At 45.3% G+C, this 16,816-nt stretch carries 17 protein-coding genes; 9 read left to right on the top strand and 8 right to left on the bottom strand.

Going from position 1 to position 16,816, the window contains the following annotated elements:
- The first annotated feature begins 7 nt into the window (after positions 1–7).
- Positions 8–586, top strand: coding sequence for an outer membrane beta-barrel protein (locus ACVA58_RS10135; RefSeq protein WP_446510322.1), 579 nt, complete (start codon positions 8–10; stop codon positions 584–586).
- Positions 587–671: 85 nt separating this feature from the next.
- On the opposite strand, the gene hpaC is transcribed toward ACVA58_RS10135, so the two are convergent.
- The 4 genes from hpaC to ACVA58_RS10115 form a co-directional block, all read right to left on the bottom strand.
- On the bottom strand, positions 672–1,178 hold the full coding sequence (gene hpaC, locus ACVA58_RS10130) for a 4-hydroxyphenylacetate 3-monooxygenase, reductase component (RefSeq protein ID WP_446510321.1): 507 nt from the start codon (positions 1,176–1,178) through the stop codon (positions 672–674).
- A gap of 311 nt (positions 1,179–1,489) precedes the next feature.
- Positions 1,490–3,130: a polysaccharide lyase 6 family protein gene (locus ACVA58_RS10125; protein WP_446510320.1), complete on the bottom strand. Its 1,641-nt coding sequence runs from the start codon at positions 3,128–3,130 to the stop codon at positions 1,490–1,492.
- Between the two features lie 57 nt (positions 3,131–3,187).
- Complete coding sequence (locus ACVA58_RS10120) at positions 3,188–4,444, bottom strand: alginate lyase family protein (RefSeq protein ID WP_446510319.1); 1,257 nt, start codon at positions 4,442–4,444, stop codon at positions 3,188–3,190.
- Between the two features lie 9 nt (positions 4,445–4,453).
- Complete coding sequence (locus tag ACVA58_RS10115) at positions 4,454–6,235, bottom strand: sodium:solute symporter family protein (protein WP_446510318.1); 1,782 nt, start codon at positions 6,233–6,235, stop codon at positions 4,454–4,456.
- Positions 6,236–6,671: 436 nt separating this feature from the next.
- Between ACVA58_RS10115 and ACVA58_RS10110 the strand changes: the two genes are divergently transcribed.
- From ACVA58_RS10110 to ACVA58_RS10100, 3 genes are all read left to right on the top strand, one after another.
- The gene (locus ACVA58_RS10110; protein WP_446510317.1) at positions 6,672–7,352 is read left to right on the top strand and encodes an oligogalacturonate-specific porin KdgM family protein; all 681 of its coding nucleotides are present in this window, start codon (positions 6,672–6,674) and stop codon (positions 7,350–7,352) included.
- 295 nt (positions 7,353–7,647) lie between these two features.
- On the top strand, positions 7,648–8,364 hold the full coding sequence (locus ACVA58_RS10105; protein WP_446510316.1) for a FadR/GntR family transcriptional regulator: 717 nt from the start codon (positions 7,648–7,650) through the stop codon (positions 8,362–8,364).
- Positions 8,365–8,536: 172 nt separating this feature from the next.
- Entirely contained in the window at positions 8,537–8,956 is a 420-nt protein-coding gene (locus tag ACVA58_RS10100; RefSeq protein WP_446510315.1) for a GNAT family N-acetyltransferase, read from the top strand.
- Between the two features lie 49 nt (positions 8,957–9,005).
- Here the strand turns inward: ACVA58_RS10100 and ACVA58_RS10095 are convergent, their stop codons facing one another.
- Together ACVA58_RS10095 and ACVA58_RS10090 are read right to left on the bottom strand one after the other, a co-directional pair.
- On the bottom strand, positions 9,006–9,539 hold the full coding sequence (locus ACVA58_RS10095) for a hypothetical protein (protein ID WP_446510314.1): 534 nt from the start codon (positions 9,537–9,539) through the stop codon (positions 9,006–9,008).
- An 87-nt stretch (positions 9,540–9,626) separates the two neighbouring features.
- Entirely contained in the window at positions 9,627–11,033 is a 1,407-nt protein-coding gene (locus tag ACVA58_RS10090) for an alkyl sulfatase dimerization domain-containing protein (protein ID WP_446510313.1), read from the bottom strand.
- A gap of 146 nt (positions 11,034–11,179) precedes the next feature.
- Between ACVA58_RS10090 and ACVA58_RS10085 the strand changes: the two genes are divergently transcribed.
- Positions 11,180–11,680, top strand: a complete 501-nt coding sequence (locus tag ACVA58_RS10085; protein WP_446510312.1) for a hypothetical protein — start codon at positions 11,180–11,182, stop codon at positions 11,678–11,680.
- A 4-nt stretch (positions 11,681–11,684) separates the two neighbouring features.
- On the opposite strand, the gene ACVA58_RS10080 is transcribed toward ACVA58_RS10085, so the two are convergent.
- Both ACVA58_RS10080 and ACVA58_RS10075 read right to left on the bottom strand, forming a co-directional pair.
- Positions 11,685–12,323 carry a Crp/Fnr family transcriptional regulator gene (locus ACVA58_RS10080; protein ID WP_446510311.1) on the bottom strand — a complete coding sequence of 213 codons (639 nt, stop codon included), beginning with the start codon at positions 12,321–12,323 and terminating at the stop codon, positions 11,685–11,687.
- Entirely contained in the window at positions 12,296–12,949 is a 654-nt protein-coding gene (locus tag ACVA58_RS10075; RefSeq protein WP_446510310.1) for a Crp/Fnr family transcriptional regulator, read from the bottom strand. Before ACVA58_RS10075 ends, ACVA58_RS10080 begins: the two co-directional genes overlap by 28 nt.
- 304 nt (positions 12,950–13,253) lie before the next feature.
- On the opposite strand from ACVA58_RS10075, the gene fabG reads away from it, so the two are divergent.
- From fabG to ACVA58_RS10055, 4 genes are all read left to right on the top strand, one after another.
- A complete protein-coding gene (gene fabG, locus ACVA58_RS10070) occupies positions 13,254–14,033 on the top strand; it encodes a 3-oxoacyl-ACP reductase FabG (protein ID WP_446510309.1) in 780 nt (259 codons plus the stop codon).
- Positions 14,034–14,300: 267 nt separating this feature from the next.
- Positions 14,301–14,708, top strand: coding sequence for a DUF1330 domain-containing protein (locus ACVA58_RS10065; protein ID WP_446510308.1), 408 nt, complete (start codon positions 14,301–14,303; stop codon positions 14,706–14,708).
- A gap of 62 nt (positions 14,709–14,770) precedes the next feature.
- Positions 14,771–15,382, top strand: a complete 612-nt coding sequence (locus tag ACVA58_RS10060; RefSeq protein WP_446510307.1) for a LysE family translocator — start codon at positions 14,771–14,773, stop codon at positions 15,380–15,382.
- 23 nt (positions 15,383–15,405) lie between these two features.
- The gene (locus tag ACVA58_RS10055) at positions 15,406–16,044 is read left to right on the top strand and encodes a glutathione S-transferase family protein (protein WP_446510306.1); all 639 of its coding nucleotides are present in this window, start codon (positions 15,406–15,408) and stop codon (positions 16,042–16,044) included.
- The last annotated feature ends 772 nt before the right edge of the window (positions 16,045–16,816 follow it).

Below are 16,816 nucleotides of genomic sequence, written 5' to 3'. Positions count from 1 at the left end.
GCAGATAATGAAAAAGTTACTCGCAACCGCAGCCTTAACCCTGCTAACTACAGCTCCGATGGTCGCTAGCGCCAATCAACATCATACTCACCATCATTACCATCATGGCGGCCCTAATGCTTATCAGGGCCCGCGTGTTGGTTTGGGGATCTCATATCTGTCTGATCGTTACATCGATACCGATACCGGCTTCAAGCTTGAAGGGGGTTACGACTTCAACCGCATTGTAGGTTTTAATCTTTCTTATGAAGAATCAGGTTATGACTACTACCGAGGCTCTGTGGATTACAGCACAGTAAAGTTTGGGACAGACCTAGGCTATGCCTTCCCGCTTAGCCAAAGTGTGTCATTAAAGCCCTACGTATCACTGGGCTTTCATCGAACGACTGAAGATGACAGATGGTGTTCGAGTAAACATTGCTATTCTACCAATTACTCTGATACCAACACCTATTACGGTATTGGTATGCGCCTAACGGCAGACATGTTCTACATTAATGTGTCTAACGAAGTACTGAAGATGGATGTCGGTAACTACCGTTACGAACCAGACCAAATCGCAGTGACTGTTGGGCTAAAGTTGTAATCACAAACAGGTCGCCAACTCTTTAGGAAAAATAGAATTGGCGACCAGTCTGGTACCTGAATGACATTACTGAACAATGGTACTTTTAAGCGACTTCCGACATCTTTACTGCCGTTTCTACCGACTTGAACTCACGGGAGAAGTACACCAACGCATCGCTCTCGGTGGTGGTGATGGATTCGACTTCGACAAAGAACACGCTGTGAGTACCCACTTCGCTGATAGTTCCTATTTTACCTTCAAGTGTTGCCAACGCATCCGTGAGAATGGGCACGCCATATTGGTTGAACTCCCACCCTGGCAGCTGAAATCTGTCTTCCATCGCCATGCCCGTCATACCAGCAAAATGCATCGACATTTCTTTATGCTCGGCAGCACAAACATTAATACAAATACGGCCATTGTCTTTGAAAATCTGGTTAGAGGCACTGTTGCGGTTAACACAGACCAGTACAGTGGCAGGGCTATCGGTCACTGAACAGACGGCTGTCGCAGTAAGGCCAACGGTACCGGCCTCACCCCCTGAGGTCACGACATTCACCGCTGCGGCAAGATTAGACATGGCATCGCGAAACTGTTGTTGAATAGGCATTGTTTTCCTTCCTAGATCTGAGTGTGTTTTTACAGTGCTACCCGTTACGGCTAAGAAGTAGCTGTCGTTATTGGCATTACTTTTAATTTTGTCGTTGGTGCCGTTGAGCATGTTTACATTGTTACCCAGGTCCCGCTAAAGCGACATAGACAGAAAATCCAATCACTTGTACTTTTCGGCTCTGGGCTTTCAGGTTAGAAGCAACAATATAAGAAGGAGAAGGAAGGATAAAAAAGCCCGTGCACAACCTTGGAAGTGTGCACGGGCCGAACTACGCCAATAAAAATGGCATCAAACTAGCAAACTTAGGACTAACTCTTTGGAGCAACCTGCAAACGGTAGCTTGGGCCGATTTCGTCGGCTGTCAGTACATGCAGTTTCGAGACATCAGCACCACCTTCGGCAAACTGATAGAAGTCACCGACTTTGGTATAGGCTGGTTTTTGTTGAGATACGCCCTCTGGCACCCCATCAATACCGTGAACCTGGCCGTAGTAAACTTCATCGCTGTAAGTTGGGTTGGTCAGTGGTGTCGCCGGATCAGCACGCAATGCCTGCAATGTTTCATCCATATTGAATACTACATTGCTGCTAAAGGTAACCTTATCCCCAGTGAAAATAGTCTCTACCTGACTGTTATCGAACAGGCTAACACGGTGTCCCTGGTTGCCGTGAACCATGCCGAACTCCACATCAACCATGGTGTTGTTTTCCACCGTGATATTCTTCGGCGTCCACTGCTTGTTGAGCTCTTTGCCCTTCACTTCTTGATCAAGCTGTTCGTTGTTTTCTACATCGATGATGCCGGTGTTGATCACCACACCACCACGCACATCGGCATTACCCGCGATTTGACCACCCGAACCTCGCAAGCCTACGAGATAGTTATTACTTACTACATGATCTTCATCGTAGATACGAATACCACCAGTATCTTGCTTGTTGTTCCCGATGATCACGTTGTTCTCAACCACGTTAGCCTTACCGTGGCGCAGTGAAATCATCGCAGCACTTTCAAAAATGGTATTACCCGCAATGCGGTTCTCACCCGATTTAATCGAGATCAGCTCACGTTCGCCGTCTGAGTCCACCAGCAGATTGTTCACAAACTGGGTGCGCGAAGGCCATTGGCTGCTCTTCGAGTCACCAATACGGATCGCTTCCCAGCTATTGCCGTTATAGCGGATTGCTTCTTTGATATCTAATTCGTTATAGCGGTTCTTCTTCTGTGAATAGAAAATATTTCCTTCGATTAGGTGGTTATCCGCCTTATCGTCAATGTTCTTCTGGATACCGATCAAGGTGCCGCGCTTGTGCTTACCTTCGAATCGGTTATTGATGACTTTGCCATCTTTTCCCCATAGCGACACCCATAGGTAACGTGGGTACTCACTTCTGCGCTCGTCCGGCTCATACTCGTAGTCATCATTGAAGTAGTAAAAGGTTGAGTTTTGCAGGGTATTGCGCATGCCTTCAAGACGCACGCCACCAAAGCGCTCAGCTGGACCACCTTCCGTGAACACTAGGCTATCAAGCGTAATATCATCGCCTTTGGCTACCAGCTGTACCAAACCAGTCAGCAAAACCGTACCGGCTTGATCTGCTTTCACCGTAATATCATCCGCAGTCAGGTTTACCACGCCCAAGTTGGCATAACGACCCGGGGCAACAGTGATCACTTCGCCCGACTTGGCATTTTCAAGTTGATGCTTTAACGCCTCTACCGCGGCTTCACTGGCAGGCTCAACATTTGTGATATCAACAACATCACGGTTCGCCGCTGCAACTAATTTCTCGGCAGTCAGTGATTGCAGGGAGATGTCGGTAACAGATGGCTCTACTGCAATTTCAGGCAACTGAACCGGTACAGGGGCTGAAGAGTCTTGAGTTGCATGGACGTTAAAAGACAGCGCAGCTAGCAATGCTAGCGCGATAGGCGTGTGTGTTTTCATTTTGTTTTCCTTATTCCGGGCGACAGGATCGCCGCCCGGGAGTTTCACGGAGAGGGTTTACAGTTTTGGATACAGTAGGTAAGCGTCTCGTTCGGCCCACACTTGGGACAGGTTATTTAGCTCGGCATTTTCAAAACCAATCTTATCGATAACCTGATCGTAGTAGTCGGTACCCCAAGCTAAGTCAGCCTTGCGATATACCGTCAGCATACGGTAAGTCTGGAAACGGCCCTTCTTCACATCGTTGTCAGCGTGCGGCCAATCTTCGATGCGCTGGTATTGCGCGACATAATCGATCGCCGATTTCATGCTGCGACCACGATAATCATGGTTCCAGATATCGACACCCAGCTTGTCGCCAAGCTGCGCCAAATATGCCATCGCATCCAGGTTGAAGTAGCTATAGTGGTAGCCTCGGGTACGTGCTAGCTCTTCTGGCTGTGTGCCTTTACTATCCAGCTGCTCGCGAATCCGCCACTTGGTTTGTGCAACGGTCATTTTGGCAATGTCTTCACGCCCAAGGTAGTAAGCGATACCGGCAATCTGCGCCTGCATCCATGTACCATGGTTGTTCGGTGAAAATTGCTCTGCCGTACCTTGCTCAGAGGTGATCAGCCAGTCCAGGAAGTCATTGAGCCATTCACGCATCGCCGTATCGTCTTGCTCAGTCCAGTGATCCGACAGCTCAATCAGTGCCAGCGCATCAACCAAACGGTCAGAAAAGCTACGTGAGTCAATCATCCCACTGCGACGCTGGTCATCGACACCCGGAACTGCTTGCGCATAACGCACGTTGGGGTTCATACGCGTTTCAGGATTGATAAACCAATGGCGCAGCATATCTGCAGCCTGTTCGGCGTACTTTTCCTCGCCCGAGAAGTAATACGCCACACCTAACGCCCTTACCGAGCGAGTGAACAAGCCAATGCGCACTGAGTCAGTAGCATCTGTTTTCGAGTCCGGATTGGTATTGCCATCATGGCGAACCCAAGGCAAACCGTCTTCGGTCTTCTCGTTCGGCCACCAGTATGGGCTGATCGAGAAGTAATCGTGCTTGTCACCGCTTGGCGGCAGCAGGGTCTTGTCGGTCACCGACAAGAGCCCTACTTTCATTACCGCCTCAGCTTCGTCCAGCAGGCGCTGGTAACTAGCCTGCGCCTCCTCGGTAGCCGTATCATTGTGGATACGCGCCTTGCTTTCGGCAATCAAGTCAGCATCGAAGAAAACGGTGTTAGGAGTACCGTCAGCAGCAAATACAGGAGCAGCAAACAGCGCACCGGCAATCGCCATTGAGGTTAACGTTCGTTTCAACATGCTTACTCCTTAGTCCTGCTCAGCCGCGAGTTCTGCGCCATTTTCGACTTTCTCATCGACGGCTTTAACCAGTAGCAAACCAACAGCCAGAACAATTGCACCACACAGAACAAAGATCATTCGGCCCCAGAGTGGGTTCGGTAGGACAAACATAACCATCACACCCACACCCGCTGTCGCGATCAGTGAGCCCAGCATGCGGCGCTGTTTGTTATCCAGCTTCTTCTGTTCAGTTGATTCAGCAACCAATGGTGTTGCTAGGTTATTGAAGAAACGGTCAACGTCCTTCTGGCGCTCTTCCGATAGCGGCTTGTAGAACACAGTCGATAGGATGAAGAAACCAGCAGTGAAGATCAGGTGACCAATCAAGCCGATAGCCACTTTCAGGTCAGCCCATTCGCGGCCTGTTAGCGGCTCAAGGTCAAACCAGCCCTGAATCATGTCTGCGGTGATAACAAAACCAACGAAGTATGAAACGATACCGCCGACAACCAGCGTACCCCAACCAGCCCAGTCTGGAGTCTTCTTGATGAAGAAACCACAGAATGCAGGAATAGTCATCGGGAAGCCGATAAGCGCACCAACATACATCATGGTGTCGAATAGGCTTAGGCCTTTCAGTGAGTTGATAAATAGGGCAACCAGGATGATTGCGATACCGAAGAAAGTAGAAGTCAGTTTAGAAACAACCACCAGCTCTTTTTCAGACGCATTAGGGCGAACGATTGGCTCATAGAAGTTTTTAACAAAGATACCAGAGTTACGGTTAAGACCAGAGTCCATAGAAGACATAGTAGCCGCAAACATCGCAGAGATAAGCAGACCAACCATACCAGCAGGCATATACTGCTCAACAAAGTATAGATAGGCAAAGTCACCCGCTTTAGAACCCGCGTCTGGGTATTGAGCGACTAGATCTACACCTTGGCCAGCGATGAACCAAGAAGGCATGAACCAAATAAGTGGACCCATTGTCATCAGGATACAAGCTAGCAGTGCAGCTTTTTTCGCATTCTTAGAATCTTTGGCCGCAAGGTAACGGTATGAGTTCAGCATGTTGTTGGTGATACTGAACTGCTTGAAGAAAAGGAAGAACGCCCAGATACCAAAGATGCTTAGATAGTTAAGGTTGTTACCAGATACAAAAGAAGCACCTTCTTCCAATGGGAAGTTGTTAACGATTTCGCCAACACCGCCACCCTGGATAATTGCGACAATCGCACAGGTAACGGTTACAGCCATGATGATAACCATCTGCATAAAGTCAGATGCAATAACCGCCCATGAACCGCCAGTTACAGACATGATTAGTACAACCAGACCCGTTAGAACGATTGTCATGGTCATATCGAAACCAAAAATACCAGAAGCAATAATCGCAAGGCCGTTCAACCATATACCCGCGGTAATAACACTGTTAGGCATACCTGACCAAGTAAACACCTGTTCATTGTTCTTACCAAAACGCAGACGGATAGCTTCAATAACTGTCACAACTCGCATCTGGCGGAATTTAGGTGCGAAGTAAAGGTAGTTCATCAAGTAACCGAAGGCGTTAGCCAGGAAGATGATCGCAACAGCGAAACCATCGTCATACGCTTTACCCGCCGCACCGGTAAATGTCCAGGCACTAAACTGAGTCATAAATGCCGAAGCACCTACCATCCACCAAAGCATGCTACCTCCCCCCCGGAAGTAGTCACTGGTGGTATTAGTAAATGTGCGGAACATCCAACCAATTGCAATTAAGAACAAGAAGTAGATGCCGACGATCATAATATTAAGATCCATCGAAGGAAGTCCTTTTGAGTAGTAATTTGCTTATACTATAAAAATTCCGACAATAATCTTGTACTACAATATTCTTTAATCGGGATAACGATCACGAATAATTTACCTCAAAAGTAACACAAAACATATTAACCATTTAATTTCAGTTACTTATAGTTAATGTACATGATAAATATGCAACTTGATAATATTGATTTAAATCAATATGTAATACTTTTTTGATCGATTTCACGTTTATCACCATTGCAAAAAAAATTAAAATCACCTCAAAACCCACATTAAACAATTGAGTTTAAAGCATTTAAAAAAAACATGTGATCATGATCACTACAGATCAGGATCACAGTTAACACCACCCCCTGATTGACGGCATAAAGTAAAACAATACTATTGTATTACTTTATTAAGAAAGCCCTACAGCTCAGGAATTAATTCTATGTTCAAACATTCTCCCCTGATGATCCTTATTGGTTCAGCTCTTATTGCAGGCCAGGTCAGCGCAGCTTCAATCGATTTCCGCCATGAATACAAAGGAAAATCAGAGCAACATGCTAGCCGAGTAAAAATTAATGAAAGCATTGGTGATCTATATTTCAGCGGTGAACTGAAGTTTAAAGGTGCTGATGGTAAGTTTATGGAAGACTTACAAAACAATGGCTGGGAGTTTGACTGGGGATACCGTTTCCGTAACGGTAACTGGACCCTACAACCAGGCATGCCAATTGAAGGTCGTAGCAGTGGTATGACCTATAAGCCGCAGGTTCGCCTGACTTATGCATTCGAGCAAGTAGAAGGTCTAACACTGAGTGGTCGTTACCGCCATGATTTCAAAACCTACAGCAATGGTGACAGCACAGATAAACGCCACCGTGTAACAGGTAACGTTGGCTATAAAATCAACGATTGGCAGTTCGGTCTAGAAATGAACTACTACAAAGCTGAAGGTTATGAGCTTTACGATGGTAAAGACACTAACTACGAAAACAACATCAGCATTCGCTACCGTCCTGGCGCTTGGAGCCCATATGTTGAGTTTGGTGACTCTAGCTATACCCGTGATAATGGCAAAGACGATCGCGAACTGCGTAGCCGTGTAGGTATTACTTACAGCTTCTAATGATTAAGGTATAATATCGGCCATTAGCCAATGGTATACTTGAGGCAAAAAGGTTAGCGAAGATTTTTACTGATGACGCTCATAGCAGATAATACGCTTATCGTTCGTCGCTCTAAACCAAATCTATGCCAATTTTCGCTAATAATTGCCCCTAACGGCAAAGTTTATTACGATAAAAAGCCGACGAAAGTCGGCTTTTTTGCCTGACAAATTCGAAACTACTCAAGTAAAAACACGAAATCCAGTATACTGTAGTCATATAGTCATACATATTGTTATCGAACCAAGGATTAACATGTCTTCTAGTTTTACCGCGATTGCGGGATCCAAACGCAGCCTGCACGTTCAGGTAGCCCGTGAAATCGCCCGTCGCATTCTCTCTGGCCAGCTTGCGCAAGGCCAAGTGATCCCTGGAGAAATGACGCTTTGTGAACAATTCGGCATCAGCCGCACCGCTCTGCGTGAAGCCGTTAAGCTTCTGACGTCAAAAGGTCTCCTTGAGTCCAAACCAAAGATTGGTACTAAGGTTGTCGACCGCCTGAGTTGGAATTTCCTCGATCCGCAACTGCTGGAGTGGATGGAAGGTTTGGAAAATGCCGAAGTCTTCTACCACCAGTTCCTTGGCTTGCGTAAGGCTATCGAACCAGAAGCATGTGCGCTAGCTGCCCGCAATGCCACCGCGGAGCAACGTATCGAGCTCTCTGAAACCTTCCAACAGATGTGTGATATTGCAGCTGACTTTGACCAAGCTCGCTGGGCAGAAGTGGATATGCATTTCCACCGCTTGATCTTCTTCTCTACAGGTAATGACTTCTACTTGCCGTTTGGCAATGTCATGGCGACCATTTTCATGAGCTTCATTCACCACTCATCTAAAGATGGTGGCGTGTGTATCAATGAGCACCGTTCAATTTACGATGCAATCATGGCTGGAAATGCCGATAAGGCCCGTTCTGCTTCTCAGTTCCTACTGAAGGAAGAGAAACACCGCCTGCCAAGCGAAGTCGCGTAATTCGCTGTTGACCGCTAACTGTATATACCCAAGAGGCACCCTAAGTCGCTTGGATATATACGGTTATACTTATCAATACCCTCTCCCCCATTCGATATATCGAGCTCTTACTCCACATACTTGTCATATCTAGCTGTTAGGCTTGGATTGAATCATTTAGTTTGGAGTTAAAATGATCCGACACGCTACCAAGGAAGATGGCCCAGCCATTTGCGTATTGCTCAAACAACTCGGCTATCAAGCCAATCCTGCCACTATTGATGCCATGTTGGATAATATTGGCCAAGCCAGTTTTGTATTCGACGGCGAAGAAGCCTTATACGGGTTGATGACCTTAATCACTTTCCCATATTTTCCTACTGGTGAGCGCATTTGCCGAATTACAGCGCTAGTGGCTGATAAAGACAAGCGGGGGAAAGGGATCGGTTCAACGCTGATTGAAGCGGCTAAAAACCATGCGAGAGAGCATGCTTGCCAACTGCTTGAGGTGACGACATCGTTGAGCCGGTATCAGGCCCAAGAGTTCTATGCTAAACAAGGTTTCGAGAAGCGCTCTTTACGCTACACCCTTGAGCTCGGAGTCTCGGTATAGAAAAGAAAACCTCGCAAATGCGAGGTTTTTAACGTTAACAATCCATAAATCAACGTTTCTCAATTTTATGGACGAACCGGCACACCTCGGCATCTTCTGTCATCAAGTCAAGAATTTCGACTCGGTAGTCTGGATTTAGCGCTTCACCGGTATTCTGCTCCATCGCTGCAACCACATGACGGCAAAAGTCAGCTCGACACTGCCTGTTCTCTGTCGCCGCTTTTAGCGCATCACAAACAACACAGGCAGTTTCAACGCGAACGGGATGACCATCTTCAGTGGCTTCCCAATGGCCTTCGACGCCTAAAATCGGGTCTTCAAAATCATGGTAGCTACCCAGTGATTGCGGATCATTGATATCAATCGACATTTTTTTTGCTAGATAAGGTGCTCGCGAACGACCAAACTTGGCAAATGCCGGGATCCAAAATAACTGCCAAGCTTTGAGGCCGTCGCGCTCATATTGACGAACAACCAGCTTCACCAACAGCGTATTACCAGCCTGCAGAACCTTTCGAAGTGGCTTGATATGGTGAGCGAGGATGATTGAATAGTGTAAATAGTAAGCAAAGAGGGTTTTCATAAAGTATTCCTTATCAAGAGGTCCAGATGGCATAAAGCCCACCCGCTAAAGGTGAGCTTGTTATGTCATGAAAAGAAACCGGTCAGATTAATATTCGCCCGTTAATACAATTGGTAATTCTAGCTTGCCTTCAAGTACCAGTGCATGGGTTAGATACCAGTTACGGGTATTTGAAGCCGTCGCATACTGCGCCTTGCTGCGAAGCGCGTCAGCTTTCACCTGTTTGGCTTCGTCACTTCCGGCACGGATAGCATAGGTCGCCAATTGTGCAGACCACTGATATTCACCCTCTTTGTGGGCCTCTTTCGCTTGGCTGATCACTTGATCCACACCACCCATGGCCTTCACCATGCGGCGCGCTTCATCATTACGCTCCAACGGGTGCAGGTCGACAGAGTCATTACCGAACCAATGCATCGCTTGATTGTAATAACGGCGAGTATGGAAGCTCCATTCACCGTAGTTTTGCTCTAGGTGTGGAGAGTTAGCCAACTCTTCCGGGAAGCTCACATTGTACTGGATTTCATCCGGTGACATGCCCTGGCCAATGGCCTTTTCGGTTTCAGAAACCAACATTTCAATAGACTTCATCTGTGCCGTCAGCTGCTCTTTGAAAACATCACCGGATACCGGCTTGCCGTGCACCTTCAGGCTATGCTCAACATCTTGGTCAAGCAGCCACTGGGTTGCCTGCGTCATTAATCCCATTTCACGCCAACGGTCGCCACGCAGGGTAGAGAAATTGAACAGACCATGAGCCCAGTAAGTATTATCGATACTGACTTTTTGCTCTGGCATGTAGATGCTCAGGCCATCCAAGGTATCCGAATGACCAGCATGAGTGACAAATTTCACGCCATCGATTTCGAACTCGGTTTCTTCATCACCCACCAGCTTGGTTGGCGCCATATACCCAGAAATATCCGACATATCAACATTCACTAGGCCAGTGACCGATGGTGAGTCCAGCCCTTCTTTTGGCAAGAAAGTCCCTAACTGAATTTGGGTACGAACTACACGAGCCGGTGCCGTTGGCGAAGAAGCATCAGTCGATGCTGTCAGTTCGCTTTGATGGTTTTCATGAGCAATGACAGCAGTATCATCGCTGACATTCCACTCCCCTGCACCAAAAATATAGTGCCAGTGGGTGTAAATAAAGCCTTTCACCGGCTTATTCGCCACTTCGGGCGGTAACATCGACATGGCTTTTCTTGCGTAATTTCGGCTGATACCACCGTCGATAACAATAAGGCCTGTTTCACCTTCAATAACATTGATGTTGTCCATGCCAAGGCCTGTGACTGACCATACTCCAGGCACTACTTCATATACAGCTTCAGTATATTGTTGGTCTTTATTGTTCAAGCTTTCAGCAAGAATCGCTCCTGTAGGGCTAACAACATTTTTAGCATCAACAGACAGCGAGCTGCTGGCAAATACAGAAGCGGAAGTGACGGCTGCAACCAATGCTGCAACACAAGTAAATTTATGCATAGCGTTACCTTTGCGTTTTCAAAAATTTAATTCACGCAAAGCATAACAACAACACTCGAATTGAATGTTGCAAGGTACAATTTCCATTTTATTATTTAGTGATACATTTCACTAATATATTAATTTGCAATGAAAAAGAGTTACCTATGAAAAAACATAAACTATTGGTTTTGATTACGGCATTATTATCCAGTGTAACGCTAGCATGCCCATTCCATATGAGTATGGAATACGATGATAATAGTCCTGTACTTCCAGGTACAATGCAGCTAGCTCTGGCTGGCATGTATGCCGAGCAAACAGGCATTATTCATCCAGTAACAACGCTGGAGGGATTACCCGCTTACCAAAGGGCATCTTGGTGGCTAACTTTATTTTCACGAACACTTGAAAAACAAGGCATTGAAGGCGTTTACATTCTACTGACAGACGTACCAATTTGGTCGAGTTATGGCCTCTCGGATAAAGGTAAACTTGAGGTTGATATCACTCCGCCAGAGGATCACGCTAATACCATTATGTTCACACATGTAAGCCTACAGGCAATTATAGAAGGCAATATTTCTATGCAAGAAGCATTCAAAAATAATCTTATTCTTATTCATCAAGATAAGAAAAATATTATAGATTCTTTGTTGGCTGGTTAAGTTTTCATTCAACTAATGTCACTGAGCCATAAGTATTTACGATCCTATTTTCTTTTTCTAACTCATTCAATGCACGATGAACTTTATATTTACTGACACCTAGATAGCTAGCTAATTTTTCAGCCGTGATCTCAACACTGTTGTTTTCATCCATTAATAAAAACAATCGGTGAATAATTCGCTCTTTTAGAGGTAGTAGCATCGCAGCCCTGTACACTTTTTCCGCTATCCTAAACAAACCCGCCGAGCAGTGGGCAACTAACCTGATGGTTTCAGCATCTAGCACGGGATCACTCTTAAGTACCCGATAAGTCAGAAAATGAACAGTACAAGGCTCTACCGCAATAACATCAACCGGTGAAGATTTGCCATCAATATATCGTGGAGCATTAAGTATACTCCCGGCAGGAAAGCGCTCAGCAATTATAGTATCCCCCTCAAACGAGGTCATATGAATATCAGCTTCACCACTGGTAACGTATCCTAATCGTTGGGTATTATCTTCCTGAAAAACAATTACGTCACCGGCGTTAAACCGCTTAACAACTGCACTTTTCATAAAGGCAGCGTGGAATCGCGGATAGTCGTGTTCAGTGAAAATTGAGGTGAAGTGCTCTAATTCTGCTCTATTTTCATGTTGCATGACACACCTCCAGCAGGAAAAGTAATATGCGTTTTTTCAACAAGCAATACGCCCCGACGCTGAAGATCCTTAACCACTTTGGCTACGGTATTACGGGAGATAACCATCAACGACGCAATATTGCGGTAGTTCAAGTACACCTTATTACTTGGATTCAGTTTCGCCAAGTGCTCAAGACACTTAAGTACCTTTTTCTCTGGGTTTTTCTCTGAATGGATGTAATTCAGACTTGATACGGTATATAGCTTCAATGAGACTGAGCTCATCAAAAACTGGGAAAATTCAACAGAACCTACCATGATCTCCCTCGACCGTGAAAATGGGATCGAAAGCAAGGTAACATCTGACAATGCCTTCAAAGACTCAAGGCGTGGCTGCGGACACAGCAAGAACATATCATTGACAGGAATGCCCGCGGAAAAAATGGCATAGAAAAAATCATCTCTAGATTCACACGGGGCCTGGAGCGAAATAATGCCACCAAGAGGTAAATAGAGCACTTGTGGTATCTCATTCTGAAAGCCGAGATATTTACCTCGTTGAAACGTCCTGAAGGTACCCGCTTGTACTAACTGATTGGTAAGGTCATCAGAAAGACCGTATATCTGTTGAAGTGTTTCTTTCATCGATACTTTTGTGCTTAAAATGACTAGGACTGATCTTCCATCGATATTTTATCAATGTGGTTTATCGACAAAATTGCGCAGTGCAATTTTCCCGACGAAAGGTGTCGTTAAAGCACGCAATAAATCATTCCATTTGTAACGAACCATAAACCGTGGGTGCACTGTCAGCATGCGACCTATTGCAAATAATTTGAAGCAGCATCACTGTATAAATAAACTTACAATTAAGCCTAATAAGTAATACCAACTTCGAATTATCATGAACGATTTACCATACATAAAAGATAATTGGAGAAGGTATAGCATGCTCAGCTCAATCAAAGGACAAACGGTTGTTGTCACTGGGGGAAGTAAAGGGATTGGTAAAGGGATTGCCCGTGTGTTCGCCCGCCAAGGTGCCAATGTGGTCATCGTTGCCCGTGGTGAAGTAGCAGCCCAGCAAGCCACTTTAGAGCTAAATGAAATGGGGTTCAAGGCTGAATACATTTTGGCTGATGTCAGCAACTGGCAAGAGATGCAGCACATGGCGGAATACGTCAGGGGGAAGTATGGCCGTATTGATGTGTTATGCGCTAACGCTGGGATCTTCCCGCAGGCAAACATAAGTGATATGGAACCGGAAAATTGGGATCAGGTGATGAATACCAACCTCAAGAGTCTATTCCTGAGCGTTAAAGCAGTTACCCCGTTAATGAAAGAACAAGGCAAAGGCCGGATCATCGTTACCTCATCCATTACTGGACCTGTGACAGGTTTTCCGGGCTGGTCCCACTATGGTGCCTCTAAAGCGGGTCAACTGGGTTTTGTTAAAACCGCAGCAATCGAACTTGCACGCTCAGGTATCACCATTAATGCAGTCATGCCCGGGAATATTTATACAGAAGGGCTGCAAGATCTTGGTCAAGAGTATCTGGATACCATGGCTGCATCCATTCCGCTCAACCGTTTGGGTGATGTCGAAGATATTGGCAATACCGCATTATTCTTTGCCTCCGATGAAGCGGGTTATATTACCGGGCAAACCATGGTGGTCGATGGTGGCCAGATCCTACCTGAGTCACTAGAGGCACTTGAAGGGCTGTAACAACACTAACTGCGCCTGAAATAGGCGCTGTTAATTACATCATCCATTAAGCCACTAAATAAATCGACTTTATCGGGGGAGGAGGTCAGCAAAAGGCAGTACCGATAACAACATTTAAAACCATTCAAATATTTTATTTTTCGAAAAAGATCACCCTGTTTTAAAGTTAATCTTTACCTTTTGTTAACACCTCTTCATATTAAGAAGCTAGAGAGCAATAATATGCAACACAAGCCAAGCAGATAAACACTCTGTTTTGGAGAGGATATGGAAGTTCTAAATCAGCTTTACCCTTCAGATGAGCAGGTGGAAAGGCTCACCAACAAGCCAGATTCAGGCGAAATCCACTTGCTAAATTTATTCCGGTTTCGAGAAAAAGCCGCCTATTCCGATGGCCGTGAATCGACATTAACCGGTCAAGAAGCGTATGAACTTTATGGCAAGCCTATGCTTGAAGTCCTCGACAAATACGGTGCAGAAGTGGTTTTCTATTCAGAAATAACCGGACTAATAATAGGGGAGGTTGACGAATTATGGGACGCATTCGTTATTGTTAAGTACCCTTCTCGGCAAGCCCTTCTAGATATGACGGCATCAGATGAATTTAAATTGTTGAGTGTTCACCGAGAGGCTGGTCTAGAAGGGCAATTAAATATTGAAACCAGTATCCCTTAACGACACCGAGCACAAGGTAAATACATAAATTCAGCTAACGTAAATTCAATCATGAGGAAGTAATGGACTACTTATACTCATTAATATTATTCGCTGTTGTATCATCAGCAACACCTGGCCCCAATAACATTCTGGTTATGACATCTGGATTAAACTTTGGGATTAAAAAAAGTCTACCTGTTTTATGTGGTATATGCATTGGGTTTACTTTTATGTTGCTGGTCGTTGGGTTTGGCTTCGGACAGGTATTTGAGCTCTTTCCCCACTTACACATCACAATTAAAGTATCCGGTGTCCTGTATCTTCTGTATTTAGCCTGGCTTATTTCAAGTTCATGCGGTGGGCTTAGCGCAAAAAAGCAATCACAGCCGTTAACTTTTCTTAATGGTGCATTATTTCAATGGGTGAATGCCAAAGCCTGGGTGGTAGCGACTGGCGCCATAGCCGCTTTCACCGTAACTGGCAGTGAATTTACGATTCAGACACTCATTCTTTCGAGTACTTTTTTGGTCGTCTCTTTCCCTAGTGTGGGTATCTGGTTATATTTTGGCTCGTGGCTAAAGCGGTATTTGAATAATGATGGTCACCGTAGAAGGTTCAATTTATTGATGTCGGGTTTATTGGTACTCTCTGTATTGCCGGTTATTAGTGAACTGTTTGAGCAGTTTGTTTAATCCACTTTGCAAAGGAATACCCTGTGTACCAACTTTATTACTATCCCAACAATGCTAGCTTAGCTCCCCACTTCCTATTGCACCATATGGGGCTAAGCTACAAGTTACTGCTGGTAGACAAGAAAGCCAATTCACAGAAATCCCCTGAGTACCTGAAACTCAACCCCGCAGGTCGGATCCCCACTTTAATCGATAATGGTATGGTACTTTTTGAAAGTCCGGCTATCTGTATCCACTTGTGTGAACAGCACCCTGAATATGACTTAATTCCAAAATTAGGCAGTAACGATCGTCCTTTATTTTTCCAGTGGCTAACTTACCTTAATAACACCCTGCAGGCGGAGCTTATGGTTCGCTATTACCCTCACCGCCACACCAATGACGAAAGTACCATTGCCAATGTGGTTGCCGCGCAGGACGACCGTATCGCCGATGCCTTGGCTGTGATAGATAAGCAATTGGCAGGTAAAACATACCTGTTAGGTGAAAAAATTACTGCCTGTGACTTCTTCTTGTTTATGCTGGCCGAGTGGTCTTTACCTATCAAGAAGTCACCGCTGCAATTCGTACACTTGGCCGCCTATCTCAAGCGTTTATCACAACACCCAACTATTAAGGCGGTCTGTGAAATAGAAGGCATCGATCTCACTCCATTTCAATGACGTATCTGGTTAATATCTCCGCCTGCTCCCTGCTCCCAATAACCGAGGTAGCTTCACTGCACCCCGAGTTGTTCATGAGTGTATGCGAAAGCAACGCGGGAGGTTTTGGCTGGTATTTGAACGACTAAATAGTTGAATACAAGCAAAAGCAGAAAACAACTTCAGACGTGAAATACAGGCAAAAAAATAGCGCTCCGTCCTAGAGCGCTGTTTAACAAGGCAAAGCTTAAGTTAGGAAGTAGTTATTATAATAAGTCAGTCTCAGGGTAGCCATTTGAGGAACGGCTATCTCGATTGATGTGTACATCATAAGAGAATACGATAAAAAAAGCAAAACATCAAACCAGTAAAAATAAAACGCAGTTTCAGGAGCGAGAGGGGAGGGAGAGTGGAAAAAAATAGCGCTCCGTCCTAGAGCGCTGTTTAACAAGGCAAAGCTTAAGTTAGGAAGTAGTTGTTATAATAAGTCAGTCTCAGGGTAGCCATTTGAGGAACGGCTATCTCGATTGATGGGCTCATTATAAGATCACGCCCCTTGTAATACAATATACCCAGAGCGATATAGCGTTATAATTTGCATTTACTAACAAAATCATCTCAAAATCATGACCTACATCTCATTTTTATGATATTCAATGTCGCCATCACATTAATTAATAATACAAAAGCACTAGCACATTTCTGCATCAAGGCTTCAAGCTAAGCTTCAACCCCATCAGGGGGCTCTGGCAACACTCAAACCATTGACGTAAAAAAGCCGGGCTAGCCCGGC

It is taken from the genome of Photobacterium sp. DNB22_13_2, assembly GCF_052873915.1.
The sequence above is the reverse complement of the archived record's forward strand: the minus strand, read 5'-3'. Positions and strand labels throughout refer to the sequence as shown.

Coding starts and splice junctions, on each gene's coding strand:
- ACVA58_RS10105 (WP_446510316.1), top strand. CDS start 7,648: ATGTCTTCTAGTTTTACCGCGATTGCGGGATCCAAACGCAGCCTGCAC.
- ACVA58_RS10125 (WP_446510320.1), bottom strand. CDS start 3,130: ATGAAAACACACACGCCTATCGCGCTAGCATTGCTAGCTGCGCTGTCT.
- ACVA58_RS10090 (WP_446510313.1), bottom strand. CDS start 11,033: ATGCATAAATTTACTTGTGTTGCAGCATTGGTTGCAGCCGTCACTTCC.
- ACVA58_RS10095 (WP_446510314.1), bottom strand. CDS start 9,539: ATGAAAACCCTCTTTGCTTACTATTTACACTATTCAATCATCCTCGCT.
- ACVA58_RS10120 (WP_446510319.1), bottom strand. CDS start 4,444: ATGTTGAAACGAACGTTAACCTCAATGGCGATTGCCGGTGCGCTGTTT.
- fabG (WP_446510309.1), top strand. CDS start 13,254: ATGCTCAGCTCAATCAAAGGACAAACGGTTGTTGTCACTGGGGGAAGT.
- hpaC (WP_446510321.1), bottom strand. CDS start 1,178: ATGCCTATTCAACAACAGTTTCGCGATGCCATGTCTAATCTTGCCGCA.
- ACVA58_RS10080 (WP_446510311.1), bottom strand. CDS start 12,323: ATGCAACATGAAAATAGAGCAGAATTAGAGCACTTCACCTCAATTTTC.
- ACVA58_RS10085 (WP_446510312.1), top strand. CDS start 11,180: ATGAAAAAACATAAACTATTGGTTTTGATTACGGCATTATTATCCAGT.
- ACVA58_RS10110 (WP_446510317.1), top strand. CDS start 6,672: ATGTTCAAACATTCTCCCCTGATGATCCTTATTGGTTCAGCTCTTATT.
- ACVA58_RS10075 (WP_446510310.1), bottom strand. CDS start 12,949: ATGAAAGAAACACTTCAACAGATATACGGTCTTTCTGATGACCTTACC.
- ACVA58_RS10135 (WP_446510322.1), top strand. CDS start 8: ATGAAAAAGTTACTCGCAACCGCAGCCTTAACCCTGCTAACTACAGCT.
- ACVA58_RS10065 (WP_446510308.1), top strand. CDS start 14,301: ATGGAAGTTCTAAATCAGCTTTACCCTTCAGATGAGCAGGTGGAAAGG.
- ACVA58_RS10060 (WP_446510307.1), top strand. CDS start 14,771: ATGGACTACTTATACTCATTAATATTATTCGCTGTTGTATCATCAGCA.
- ACVA58_RS10115 (WP_446510318.1), bottom strand. CDS start 6,235: ATGGATCTTAATATTATGATCGTCGGCATCTACTTCTTGTTCTTAATT.
- ACVA58_RS10100 (WP_446510315.1), top strand. CDS start 8,537: ATGATCCGACACGCTACCAAGGAAGATGGCCCAGCCATTTGCGTATTG.